Source organism: Ralstonia sp. 1B3 (assembly GCF_036631435.1).
In genome coordinates this window covers 26127-38559 of sequence record NZ_JAPNUG010000032.1, presented here as the reverse complement: position 1 = coordinate 38559, position 12433 = coordinate 26127, and the positions used below count along the sequence as shown (strand labels likewise).

Below are 12433 nucleotides of genomic sequence, written 5' to 3'. Positions count from 1 at the left end.
GCGCAGCACTGATTAGAAAAGGCGTTGATCGCCACAACAGCGTCATGCGACACACAAGAAAAATAGACATCCCCATTCGGCCGGCGCCGCTCGAAGATGACGAGTGGCATATCGCCGGGGTTCTGGTCCAGACGCGGCCAACCCAGCTTGCATCGGTAAGCCAATCCATCGAAGCCATCGCCGGCAGCGAAATCCATGCGGCCAGCGACAACGGCAAGCTCGTGGTCACGCTCGAGGCGCCCAGCTCGCGCGCCATTGCAGCCCACTTGGCGTTCATTCAGCAGATCGACGGTGTGCTGAACACCGCGCTGATCTATCAGCACAACGAAATGGCAGACGCCATGAATGAGGAAATGGACGATGAAAGTCTCTCGCCGCGCGTTCATTAAGCAGACCGCTGCCGCCGCCACCGCTTCGGTAGCGGGCGTCACGCTTCCTGTCGGCGCCGCAAACCTCGTCACCGACAAAGAGCTGACGCAGCTCAAGTGGTCCAAGGCGCCTTGCCGATTCTGCGGCACCGGCTGCGGCGTTGAAGTGGCCGTCAAGGACAACCGTGTGGTGGCCACGCAGGGCGACCCGAAGGCCGAGGTCAACCGGGGCCTGAACTGCGTCAAGGGCTATTTCCTGTCGAAGATCATGTACGGCAAGGACCGGCTGACCCAGCCGCTGCTGCGCATGAAGAACGGCAAGTACGACAAGAACGGCGAGTTCACGCCGGTGAGCTGGGACCGTGCGTTCGACGAGATGGCGGTGCAGTTCAAACGCGTCATCAAGGAAAAGGGCCCGACCGCTGTCGGCATGTTCGGCTCCGGCCAATGGACCGTTTTTGAAGGCTACGCCGCCGTCAAGCTGATGAAGGCGGGCTTTCGCTCGAACAACCTCGACCCCAACGCGCGCCACTGCATGGCCTCCGCCGTGGCCGGCTTCATGCGCACGTTTGGCATGGACGAGCCGATGGGCTGCTATGACGACTTCGAAGTCGCCGACGCGTTCGTGCTGTGGGGCTCGAACATGGCGGAGATGCATCCGATCCTGTGGTCGCGCGTGACGGATCGGCGCCTGTCTGCGCCGAAGACGAAGGTCGCGGTGCTGTCGACGTTCACGCACCGCTCGTTCGATCTGGCCGACATTCCGATCGTCTTCACGCCGCAGGCCGACCTCGCGATGCTGAACTACATCGCGAACTACATCATCATCAACAAGAAGGTCAACACGGACTTCGTCAACAAGCACACCGTCTTCAAGCAGGGCGTGACCGACATCGGCTACGGCCTGCGGCCGGACAACCCCGTGCAGAAGGCCGCAAAGAATGCCGACAAGGTGGGCGATTCCAAACCGATCTCGTTCGACGAGTTCGCAAAGTTCGTCTCGACGTACGATCTGGACTACACCACCAAGCTGGCGAACCCGGACAAGAGCAAGGAGAAGGAGTTCAAGCAGCAGCTCCAGAAGCTTGCCGAGCTGTACGCCGATCCGAAGATCAAGGTCGTCTCGTTCTGGACCATGGGTTTCAACCAGCACACGCGTGGCACCTGGGCGAACAACATGATCTACAACCTGCACCTGCTGACGGGGAAGATCGCCACGCCGGGCAACAGCCCCTTCTCGCTGACGGGCCAGCCCTCGGCCTGCGGGACCGCACGCGAAGTCGGCACGTTCTCGCACCGCTTGCCGGCCGACATGGTGGTGACGAACCCGAAGCACCGCGAGGAAGCCGAGCACATCTGGAAACTGCCCGCCGGCACGATCCCGGAAAAGCCGGGCTATCACGCCGTGCTGCAGAACCGCATGCTGAAAGACGGCAAGCTCAATGCGTACTGGGTGCAGGTCAACAACAACATCCAGGCCGGCGCCAACATCAACGAGGAAGGCTACCCGGGCTACCGCAATCCGGCGAACTTCATCGTTGTCTCGGACGTGTATCCGACCGTCACCGCACTGGCCGCCGACCTGATCCTCCCGAGCGCCATGTGGGTCGAGAAGGAAGGCGCCTACGGCAACGCCGAGCGCCGCACGCAGTTCTGGCATCAACTCGTTGATGCGCCCGGCGAGGCACGTTCCGACCTGTGGCAACTGGTGGAATTCTCCAAGCGTTTCAAGGTGGAAGAAGTCTGGCCGGAAGACCTCATCGCCAAGAAGCCGGAGCTGCGCGGCAAGACGCTCTACGACGTGCTCTACCGCAACGGCAACGTCGACAAGTTCCCGCTCAAGGACGTCGACCCGGAATACAACAATGCAGAAGCCAAGGCGTTCGGCTTCTACCTGCAGAAGGGCTTGTTCGAGGAATATGCAAGCTTCGGGCGCGGCCACGGCCACGACCTGGCGCCGTTCGACGACTATCACAATGCGCGCGGATTGCGCTGGCCGGTGGTCAACGGCAAGGAAACACGCTGGCGCTACAAGGAAGGCAGCGATCCGTACGTCAAGGCCGGCACCGGCTACCAGTTCTATGGCAACCCGGACGGCAAGGCGGTGATCTTCGCCCTGCCCTATGAGGCGCCGCCGGAAGTGCCGGACAAGGAATACCCGTTCTGGCTGTCGACCGGCCGCGTGCTGGAACACTGGCACTCGGGCTCGATGACGCGGCGGGTGCCCGAGCTGTATCGCGCATTCCCGAATGCGGTCTGCTTCATGCACCCCGAAGACGCGAAGGCGTTGGGGCTGCGGCGTGGCGTCGAGGTCGAGGTGATCTCGCGGCGCGGCAAGATGCGCACCCGCATTGAAACGCGCGGCCGCAACCAGCCGCCGAAGGGCCTGGTGTTCGTGCCCTGGTTCGATGCAAGCCAGCTCATCAACAAGGTCACCCTGGATGCAACCTGCCCGATCTCGCTGCAGACGGATTTCAAGAAATGCGCCGTCAAGATCGTGAAGGTCTGACGAGCCCAGGCAGACGACACACGCGCAACCGGAAAACGTCATGAAGCTCAGCCGACTCCTGGGACTGCCAGCCGCACTCTGTGCGCTGCTGCTGGCGACCCTTGCCAACTTGCCCGCGCAGGCCCAAGGCGTTGTCGACGCCATGCGCGGCGCCACGCCGATCGCGGCCGAATCGACACCGCCCATCCTGTATCCGACCGAGAACAAGGACGTGCGCCGCGAGCGCAACTACACCGGGCAGCCGCCGACGATTCCGCACAAGATCGACGGCACCTACATGTATCAGATCACCAAGGACAACAACGGTTGCCTGTCCTGCCATGCGCGTACGAAGGCCGAAGAGATGCGGGCGATTCCGATCAGCCCCACGCACTACGTTGACCGCGACGGCCATCAACTGGCCGACGTTTCGCCGCGCCGCTTCTTCTGCACGCAATGCCACGTGCCGCAGGCCGACGCCAAGCCGCTTATCACCAATACGTTTGTCGATGTCGATGAACTGCTCAAACGCAAGCCTGACGGCAAGAGCGTTGGCAAGAACTGAGGCGGTGCAGCCATGTTCGACCTGATCAAGCGCTACTGGCGCACCATCAACCGGCCCAGTGCGTATTTCAGCCTGGGCTTTCTGACATTGGGTGGCTTTGTTGCCGGCGTGGTGTTCTGGGGCGCGTTCAACACCGCGATGGAGGTGACGAACACCGAAGCGTTCTGCACGGGCTGCCACGAAATGCACGACAACGTGTACCAGGAGCTGCAGAGCACCATCCATTACACCAACCGCAGCGGTGTACGCGCCATCTGCTCGAACTGCCACGTTCCGCACGCCTGGACGAACAAGATTGCACGGAAGATGCAGGCCTCCAAGGAAGTGTGGGGCAAGATATTCGGCACCATCGATACGCGCGAGAAATTCGAAGCCCACCGGCTCGAACTGGCCCAGCACGAATGGGATCGCCTCAAGGCCAACGATTCATTGGAATGCCGCAACTGCCACAACTACGATTCGATGGATTTCACACGGCAAAGCCCGCGCGCGTCTGCCATGCACTCCCAGTACCTGGGCAGCAAGGAGAAGACCTGCATCGACTGCCACAAGGGCATTGCGCACCATCTGCCTGACATGTCGAAGATGAAAACCGAGTGACGCACGCGATCGTGCAACATGTGCCAGCCCCCATTCGACTCCGACACCTGACGTGCTTGTTGCCAGCCAATTGACGTTTTCGCGCGCAGGCCGACGAATCTTCCGCGAGCTGGAGCTCTCGGTGTCGGCAGGCGAGCTGGTGCAGATCACCGGAGCGAACGGCAGCGGGAAGACCACGCTGCTGCGTGTGCTCTGCGGCCTGCTGGCACCGGCAAGCGGCACGCTGACATGGCAGGGCGTGCCCGTGCGCAGCAACGACCCTGCTTTCCTCAATGCGCTTTGCTACGTTGGGCACACCAACGGCATCGACCCTGATCTCACGGTGACCGAGCCTGCGGCTGGCCATGCAATTGGCCGGATTGCGCGGCCCGGCATCTGAGCCGTTTGGCATCGGGCGCGCACTGGAAGCGCTCGAACTCGGCGAGCTTGCCGCCGCGCCGGTGCGCAAGCTCTCGCAGGGACAGCGTCGGCGCGTGGCACTGGCGCGCTTGCTGCTCGCCCGGCGCGAACTGTGGCTGCTCGATGAACCGATCGCCTCGCTCGACGATCATGCAGTCGGCCTCTTCACCGCACAGCTCGATGCGCACTTGCGTGCAGGCGGCATGGCGATCATGGCCACGCACCACCTGCTGTCGCGCCCGCAAGGGGCGAATCGCGTGCTCAGGCTGGGAGGCACCGCATGAAGCCGATGCTGATGGCCATCCTGCGACACGACCTTGCGCTCTCATGGCGGCGGCGCGGCAACCTTGTCGGCGGCGTGGTGTTCTACGTCATTGCGGCGAGCCTGTTCCCGCTGGCCATCGGCCCCGACCCGCAGCAGTTGCGCATGCTCGCGCCGGGCATCCTGTGGGTCGCGGCGCTGCTGGCGTCGATGCTCTCGCTCTCTCGGTTGTTTGCGCAGGAACGCGCCGATGGCAGCCTGGATCAACTGCTGTTGTCGCCGCACCCGCTTGCGCTGATCGTGCTGACGAAGATTGCCGCACACCGGCTCGCCAGCGGCTTGCCATTGCTGCTGCTGACGCCCATCCTGGCCCAGCAGTACAGCCTGCCGCTGCATGCAACGCTACTGCTGACCGTCACGCTGCTGATCGGTACGCCAGCCATTGCGCTGATCGGTGCCGTTGGTGCAGCGCTCACACTGGGCGTGCGCAACGGCGCAGCGCTGTTGTGCATCCTCGTGCTGCCGCTTTGTGTGCCCGTGCTTGTGTTTGGCGCGGGCGCCGGATCTGCCGCTGATGCGGGGCTCGATGTGATGCCGCATCTGTCGTTGCTGGGCGCTTGCCTGGCGCTGTCGTTGTTTGTCTGCCCGCTGGCCACGGCTGCCGGGCTGCGCATTGCCGTGGAATGACCCGATGACGAATCGATCCGGACCCACACCACGCCCATCACCGTGCGCCAGCCTGCGTCGCGGCGCTGGAACTGGCTCGCGTATGCGTCCCCCGTGCGGTTTGATCCGCTCGCGCGCAAGTTGGCACCGTGGTTTGGCGTGGCCGCACTTCTGTTCCTCATCGCCGGCCTCTATGTCGGCTTCATGGTGGCGCCCACCGATGCGCAGCAAGGCGAGGTCTATCGCATCATCTTCCTGCACGTGCCGGCTGCGTGGATGTCGATGTTCATCTACCTCGTGATGGCCGGTTATTGCGCGCTGGGGCTGGTACTGCGCACGCGGCTTTCGTCGATGATGGCGTCAGCACTCGCGCCCACGGGTGCGCTCTTCACCGCCATCGCGCTATGGACCGGCGCGCTGTGGGGCAAGCCCACTTGGGGCACATGGTGGGTATGGGATGCGCGGTTGACGTCGGAGTTGCTGCTGCTGTTTCTGTACCTCGGCTTCATCGCATTGGAAAGCGCCATTGAAGACCCGCGCCGCGCCGAACGCGCCTGCGCCGTGCTGGCCGTGGTCGGCGTAGTCAACATCCCCGTGATCTATTTCTCGGTGCAGTGGTGGAACACGCTGCACCAGGGCGCGTCCATCAGCCTGACGGCGGCACCGTCCATGGCGATGACGATGCTGCTCGGCATGCTGCTGATGACGCTCGCGTGCTGGATGTACAGCATCTGCGTGGCGCTGATTCGCGTGCGCTGCATCATGCGCGAACGCGCCGACGATGACCACAACTTGAGCACGCCCGCATGAGCCAGTTCTCCGTCAACCACGTCGACTATATTGCGGGCGCGTTTATTGTGGCCGCGATCTGCATTGCGGCCGAGATGCTGCTGCTTGCCCGCCGCTTGCGCGCGGCCAACCGCGCCAGTCACGCCCATCCAGACGGCGGCGACCAATGACACGCAGACAACGCCGTCTCGGCATCCTGATCGCCGCACTGGTGTGCGCGGGTGCAGCCACCGCACTTACGCTGAATGCGTTCCGCTCGAATCTGGTGTTTTTCTTCAGCCCGAGCCAAATCGCCGCCAAGGAAGCGCCCGTGGCGCAGGTCTTCCGTCTGGGCGGGCTCGTTGAGCGCGGTTCCATCCAGCGCGAACGTGACGGCATGACGATCCGCTTTATCGTCACCGACACCGCGCGCGGCGTGCCAGTCGTCTACCGCGGCTTGCTGCCCGACCTGTTCCGCGAGGGCAAGGGCGTGGTGGCGCGCGGCCGTCTCGGCCAGGACGGCGTCTTCGTCGCCAGCGAGGTGCTCGCCAAGCACGACGAGAACTACATGCCGCCCGAAGCCGCCGATGCCGTACGACGCGCCGCGCAGGTCAACGAACAGATGGCGAAGGAATCCGCCCGGAGTGCGTCACGATGACCGCCGAGCTGGGCCACTTCGCGCTGATCCTCGCGCTGCTGACTGCGGCCATGCAATCCGTGCTGCCGCTGGTGGGCGCCGCGCGCGACGACGAGCGCTGGATGGCCGTGGCGCGCCCTGCCGCGCGCTTGCAATGCGCATTGGTGCTTCTGGCGTATGGCGCGCTGACATGGGCCTTCGTCAGCAACGACTTCAGCGTGCTCTATGTCGCTGCCAACTCGAACGGCGCGCTGCCGCTGCCCTATCGCGTGGCCGCCGTGTGGGGCGGGCACGAGGGATCGATGTTGCTGTGGACGACGATGCTGGCGCTGTGGTCGCTGGCCGTGTCGTTGTTCAGCCGACAGCTGCCGCTGCCCGTGGTGGCGCGCGTGCTGGGCGTGATGGGCGCCATCAGCACGGGGCTGCTGCTGTTCCTGCTGTTCGCATCCAACCCGTTCCTGCGCCTGTTGCCGCCGGCGATGGAAGGGCGTGATCTCAATCCGCTGTTGCAAGACCCGGGCATGGTGTCGCATCCCCCATGCTCTACATGGGCTACGTGGGCTTTGCGGTGGCGTTTTCGTTTGCCATGGCCGCACTCCTGTCCGGCCGGCTCGATGCCACCTGGGCGCGCTGGTCGCGGCCGTGGACGACGGCCGCCTGGGCATGCCTGACGACCGGCATCATGCTCGGCAGCGCGTGGGCGTATTACGAACTCGGCTGGGGCGGCTGGTGGTTCTGGGACCCGGTCGAAAACGCCTCGTTCATGCCGTGGCTGGCGGGCACGGCGCTGATCCACTCGTTGGCCGTGACGGAAAAGCGCGGCGTGTTCCGCGCATGGACGGCGCTGCTGGCCATCTTCACGTTCTCGCTCAGTCTGCTCGGCACGTTCCTCGTCCGCTCGGGCGTGCTGACGTCGGTGCACGCGTTTGCGGTCGACCCGAAACGCGGTCTCTTCATCCTCGCCTTGCTGGGGATCGTGACGGGGGGCGCCTTGGGTCTGTTTGCGTGGCGGGCAAAGCGGTTGTCCGGCAACGCGGCGGAAGGCGCCACGTTCTCACTGTTCGCGCGTGAATCGTTCCTTCTGGCCAACAACGTGCTGCTGGCTGTGGCTGCCGCCACGGTGTTGCTCGGCACGCTGTATCCGCTGGTGCTCGATGTGCTGCGGCTGGGGAAGATCTCGGTCGGACCCGCGTATTTCGAGCAGGTCTTTGTGCCGCTGATGTCGCCTGCGGTGCTGCTGATGGGCGCGGCGCCGCTGGCGCGCTGGCGTCATGGTGCGCTGCCGCCGATGGCCGTGCGGCTGCGCTGGGCGGCAGTGGCGAGTGTTGTGGTCGGGCTCGGACTCGCGGTGTTTTATCGGACGTCCGCACTGGCAGGCCTGGGGCTGACGCTCGCCGCATGGTGTCTTGCGAGCGCGCTGGCCAGTCTGGCCGAAAAGCTCCGGCGGCCCGGCAATCGACTGACGACATTGCGGCAGTTGCCGCCGAGCTACTTCGGCATGCTCGTGGCGCACGCGGGAGTCGGTGTGTTCATCGCGGGCGTCACGCTCGTGCTCAGCCAAGAGACGCTACGCGAGTTGCCCGTGCGCGTAGGCGGCACGGTGGAGGTGGGCGGCTACACGTTCCACCTCACCAGCGTTGTACCGGCCCAGGGCCCCAATTACGACGTCTTGCGCGGCCACGTCGACGTCAGCCGCGACGGCAAACCCGTGGCCACACTGCTGCCTGAGCGGCGCCTGTATCACAGCCAAGACAACCCCACGACCGAGGTCGCCATCGACAGCGGCATCACGCGCGACCTCTATGTCGCGCTCGGCGAATCACTCGGACAGGACAACTGGGCCATGCGCGTCTACATCAAGCCCTTCGTCAGCTGGATCTGGGGCGGCTGCGTGCTGATGGTGCTGGGCGGCCTGCTGGCCGTGTGCGACCGCCGCTACCGGCTCCGCCGCCGCTCCACGGCATCGCGCACCGCACCCGACACCGCACTGGCGAGTCCCCATTGGCGATGCCGGCAACAGAGGAGCCCCGGTGAAGCTGCGTTACGTGCTGCCGCTGGCAGCGTTCTTTGTTCTGGTGATTGCGCTGGCGGCAGGGCTGTCGCGTGATCCGCGTGAGCTGCCCTCACCGCTGGTCGGCAAGCCCGCACCGGCGTTCCGGCTGACGGCGTTGGATTCAACTGCCACCACCGTCACGCCGCAAGACCTGCGCGGAAAGGTGTGGATGCTCAACGTCTGGGCGTCGTGGTGCACCGCATGCCGCGCAGAGCACGCCGTGCTGAACGCATTCGCCAAACAATCGCCTGTGCCGATCTACGGCCTGAACTACAAGGACGACGCCAGCGCCGCCCGCGCGTGGCTCAAGCAGATGGGCGATCCGTATGTCGCCTCGCTCATCGATGCAGACGGCAAGGTCGGCATCGACTACGGCGTGTACGGTGTGCCGGAAACCTTCGTGATCGATCGCGCCGGCGTGATCCGCTATCGCCAGGTCGGCCCCGTCACAGCCGAATCCATGGAACGCAAGATCGTGCCGCTGCTGCAGCAACTGGAGCAGGAGGGCGGTCATGCATAAACGACTGGCTGCGCTGGTTCTCGCAGGCGTCGCGGCGTTCACGTTGCAAATGCCCGCCCGTGCGACGGCGTCGGACGTCGATCTCGACACCCGCGTCCATGCGCTGTCGGAGCAGTTGCGCTGCCTCGTCTGCCAGAACCAGACCCTCGCCGACTCCAACGCCGACCTCGCCGTCGACCTGCGCCGCCAGATTCGCGAACAACTGCGCGCCGGCGCCACCGAAGCCGACGTGAAGCAGTACCTCGTGCAGCGCTATGGCGATTTCGTCCTGTACCGTCCGCCCGTCAAACCGCTGACGTATCTGCTGTGGTTCGGCCCGGTGCTGTTGCTGATGGCGGTGGTGTTCGGCATCGTGTCGTCCCGCAAACAGCGGAAGCCGGCGCCTGCCGAGATGGACCCCGACGCCCAGGCGCGCCTCGCTGCACTGCTTGCGTCGTCGTCACCGGACGACCCCCGCCCATGACTGTGATGACCCTGTTCTGGCTGCTGGCGGCTGCCCTCACGGCCGTCACCATGGCAGTGTTGCTGACGCCGCTGTTGCGGCGCGCGCACCCATCAGTTCGATACGCGCATCCAAGGCCCCACGGCGCGCAGCCAGATGGTTCGCTGGTACCACGATCAACTGCGCGAGCTGGATGCCGATCTGCGCGCCGGCACTATCGATGCCGCCGGCCACGCGCATGCACGCGCGGAGCTGGGCCAACGGCTGCTGGACGATACCGCCGATACCGCCGACAGCGCCACCACGCCGCCGGCGCGCCCGGACCGCCGCCCCGTCGTGCTCGCGGCACTGCTGTTGGCTGCGTTGCCCACGTCCGCAGTGCTGCTCTATCAGCACCTGGGCAAGCCCGCCGCGCTGTGGATGCCGGGCGACATGCTGACCGCCGCGCGCAGCGACCACACCGGTGGAGATGCGCAGATCGAATCGATGGTCAACAGCCTCGCGCAACGCCTGCGCGACACGCCTGACGACGCGCCCGGCTGGGCCCTGCTCGCCCGGTCCTACAGCACGATGGAGCGCCCGGCCGATGCCGTCGCCGCTTACGCCAAGGCAGTCGCCCTTGCGCCCGACGTCGCGAGCCTGCGCGCCGATTACGCCGACGCACTCGCCACAGCGCAGGGCGGCGCCCTCGCCGGAGCGCCCATGGAGCAGGTACGCCTCGCACTGAAGAGCGATCCGGACGAGCCCAAAGCGCTGGCGCTGGCCGCTTCCGCCGCCGTAGAACGTGGTGACGTGGCCGAGGCCATCGCCCAGTGGGAGCACCTCTACCAGTTGCTGCCGCCCGAATCTTCCGGCGCCAAGCAAATCGCGGCCAACTTGGCCGCCGCGCGCGCCGGTCAGCAAAAGGCACCGCGCAGAAAGTGAAGCAATCGGTGCTTCGAATTTGACCGCAAGACCCGGAGTGTCCCGCCAGGGGGCCGCACCTACAGTACAGTCATCGCAGTCCACTGGATGACGCCATGCAAACCTCCGCCCGTACCGTACCGGACACCACCTCCGTTGAACATGACCCGCGCTGGGCTCGCGTGCTGGCGCGCGATGCCTCTGCCGACGGGCAATTCGTCTATGCGGTAAAGACCACCGGCGTGTATTGCCAGCCGAGCAGCCCGTCGCGCCTGCCGCGCCCGGAAAACGTCGAGTTTTTCGACACCCCTGCCGACGCAGAAGCCGCCGGTTACCGCCCGAGCCGCCGCGCCAGCCCGGATCAGACCACCGTCCGGGCGCAGCAAGCCGCGCTGGTCGCGCAAGCCTGCCGCCGCATCGAGGCAGCCGACACACCGCCCACGCTTGAAGCGCTTGCGCAGGACGCCGGCCTGAGCCCCTATCACTTCCATCGGCTGTTCAAAAGCGTCACCGGCCTCACGCCCAAGGCCTACGCAGATGCGCATCGCGCCCGCAAGCTGCGCGCGCAACTGGAACGCGGCAGCACCGTCACTGAAGCCATCTACGACGCCGGATTCAACGCCAGCAGCCGCTTCTACGAGGCGTCGGACAACGTGCTGGGCATGACGGCCAGCCGCTACCGCGCCGGCGGCGTGCAGACGACGATCCGCTTTGCGGTGGGCGAATGCTCGCTCGGTTCGATCCTGGTGGCGCAGAGCGATCGCGGCATCTGCGCGATCCTGATGGGCGACGACCCCGACGCTCTCGCGCGCGATCTGCAGGACACCTTCCCGAAGGCCGAACTCATCGGCGGCGATGCGGGCTTCGAAGATCTGGTGGCGAAGGTCGTGGGTTTTGTCGAGGCGCCGTCCATCGGACTGGACCTACCGCTGGACGTGCGCGGCACCGCGTTCCAGGAGCGCGTATGGCAGGCGCTGCGCGAAGTGCCGCCCGGCAGCACCACCAGCTACACCGAGATTGCCGCGCGCATCGGCGCGCCCCAGGCCGTCCGCGCCGTTGCGCAGGCCTGCGCGGCCAATCACATCGCAGTGGCGATTCCCTGCCATCGGGTGATCCGCCGGGACGGCAACACCTCCGGTTATCGCTGGGGTGTGGAGCGCAAGCTGGCGCTGCTGGAGCGCGAGTCGCAATCCGCCGCATGAAACCGCGTGAGAACGTGGACGCTCATCGGCGCGGGCGGCCAGCCTTATGAGAGCGCCGTGCCCGGCACGCTGGGCGGGCATCGGCGTGCTCGCATCTATGGCCGCCTCGATTGCGCCGCCGCACGCCGGGCCATCGCGCGCGGCGGTTATGTTCGCTACCGCGTGTTCTTCCTGAACGAAGCCGACGCGCGTGCCGCCGGCTACCGGCCCTGCGCAGTGTGCATGCCGCAGGCGTATGCGGCATGGAAACGATCGGTCAGTTCCGGGTAAAGTCGGGGGCTGAACATCGCCGACACGCTCCGCACATCATGACCCAACCCTGCTGCTTGCCTTGCTCACCGCTCTCGCGCTGGCGGGCTGCGGCCGCTCCGACGACGCGCACAAACCTGCCGCCCCGCTACGGCTTCCGCACCTGCGGCCTCCGCCCCTGGCGCGTCCAACTCGGCCAATGCGCCGACCGCCAGCGCGCCCGCCGTCAGCGAAGCCGAACAGGCCAAGGCCGTCGATCTGGCCCGCGCCGCCATCGAAAAATACAAGCTGACCACCCTGTCGCAGGAATG

13 protein-coding genes and 2 pseudogenes are annotated in these 12433 nt (G+C 65.6%); all 15 read left to right on the top strand.

The features are described from left to right. The first annotated feature begins 44 nt into the window (after window positions 1-44). The 15 genes and pseudogenes from OWR21_RS09425 to OWR21_RS09355 all read left to right on the top strand — a co-directional run bounded on the left by OWR21_RS09425 (window position 45) and on the right by OWR21_RS09355 (window position 12143). Window positions 45-389, top strand: a complete 345-nt coding sequence (locus OWR21_RS09425) for a chaperone NapD (protein ID WP_147213406.1) — start codon at window positions 45-47, stop codon at window positions 387-389. Continuing rightward, window positions 361-2877: a periplasmic nitrate reductase subunit alpha gene (gene napA / locus OWR21_RS09420; RefSeq protein ID WP_332395071.1), complete on the top strand. Its 2517-nt coding sequence runs from the start codon at window positions 361-363 to the stop codon at window positions 2875-2877. The genes OWR21_RS09425 and napA overlap by 29 nt, the downstream gene beginning before the upstream one ends. A gap of 40 nt (window positions 2878-2917) precedes the next feature. After that, complete coding sequence (locus OWR21_RS09415) at window positions 2918-3421, top strand: nitrate reductase cytochrome c-type subunit (RefSeq protein WP_332395070.1); 504 nt, start codon at window positions 2918-2920, stop codon at window positions 3419-3421. A gap of 12 nt (window positions 3422-3433) precedes the next feature. Continuing rightward, on the top strand, window positions 3434-4021 hold the full coding sequence (locus tag OWR21_RS09410) for a cytochrome c3 family protein (RefSeq protein ID WP_147213409.1): 588 nt from the start codon (window positions 3434-3436) through the stop codon (window positions 4019-4021). A gap of 52 nt (window positions 4022-4073) precedes the next feature. Next, a pseudogene (gene ccmA / locus OWR21_RS09405) lies at window positions 4074-4704 on the top strand (cytochrome c biogenesis heme-transporting ATPase CcmA). Beyond that, window positions 4701-5369: a heme exporter protein CcmB gene (gene ccmB, locus OWR21_RS09400; RefSeq protein WP_332395069.1), complete on the top strand. Its 669-nt coding sequence runs from the start codon at window positions 4701-4703 to the stop codon at window positions 5367-5369. Before ccmA ends, ccmB begins: the two are co-directional and overlap by 4 nt. 42 nt (window positions 5370-5411) lie before the next feature. After that, the gene (gene ccmC / locus OWR21_RS09395; protein WP_332395068.1) at window positions 5412-6158 is read left to right on the top strand and encodes a heme ABC transporter permease CcmC; all 747 of its coding nucleotides are present in this window, start codon (window positions 5412-5414) and stop codon (window positions 6156-6158) included. Then, window positions 6155-6307 (top strand): hypothetical protein, encoded by a 153-nt coding sequence (locus OWR21_RS09390; protein WP_316889945.1) that lies wholly within the window; start codon window positions 6155-6157, stop codon window positions 6305-6307. Before ccmC ends, OWR21_RS09390 begins: the two co-directional genes overlap by 4 nt. Then, the gene (ccmE, locus tag OWR21_RS09385) at window positions 6304-6774 is read left to right on the top strand and encodes a cytochrome c maturation protein CcmE (RefSeq protein ID WP_316889946.1); all 471 of its coding nucleotides are present in this window, start codon (window positions 6304-6306) and stop codon (window positions 6772-6774) included. The genes OWR21_RS09390 and ccmE overlap by 4 nt, the downstream gene beginning before the upstream one ends. Further along, a pseudogene (locus tag OWR21_RS09380) lies at window positions 6771-8787 on the top strand (heme lyase CcmF/NrfE family subunit). Before ccmE ends, OWR21_RS09380 begins: the two are co-directional and overlap by 4 nt. After that, on the top strand, window positions 8784-9326 hold the full coding sequence (locus OWR21_RS09375; protein WP_316899824.1) for a DsbE family thiol:disulfide interchange protein: 543 nt from the start codon (window positions 8784-8786) through the stop codon (window positions 9324-9326). The pseudogene OWR21_RS09380 and the gene OWR21_RS09375 overlap by 4 nt, the downstream one beginning before the upstream one ends. Then, window positions 9319-9789, top strand: coding sequence for a cytochrome c-type biogenesis protein (locus OWR21_RS09370; protein ID WP_316899826.1), 471 nt, complete (start codon window positions 9319-9321; stop codon window positions 9787-9789). Before OWR21_RS09375 ends, OWR21_RS09370 begins: the two co-directional genes overlap by 8 nt. A gap of 135 nt (window positions 9790-9924) precedes the next feature. Then, on the top strand, window positions 9925-10692 hold the full coding sequence (gene ccmI / locus OWR21_RS09365; RefSeq protein WP_332395067.1) for a c-type cytochrome biogenesis protein CcmI: 768 nt from the start codon (window positions 9925-9927) through the stop codon (window positions 10690-10692). Between the two features lie 95 nt (window positions 10693-10787). Next, window positions 10788-11873 (top strand): bifunctional DNA-binding transcriptional regulator/O6-methylguanine-DNA methyltransferase Ada, encoded by a 1086-nt coding sequence (gene ada / locus OWR21_RS09360; protein WP_316899829.1) that lies wholly within the window; start codon window positions 10788-10790, stop codon window positions 11871-11873. Between the two features lie 6 nt (window positions 11874-11879). Beyond that, window positions 11880-12143, top strand: a complete 264-nt coding sequence (locus tag OWR21_RS09355; RefSeq protein ID WP_316899831.1) for an Ada metal-binding domain-containing protein — start codon at window positions 11880-11882, stop codon at window positions 12141-12143. Window positions 12144-12433 lie beyond the last annotated feature (290 nt).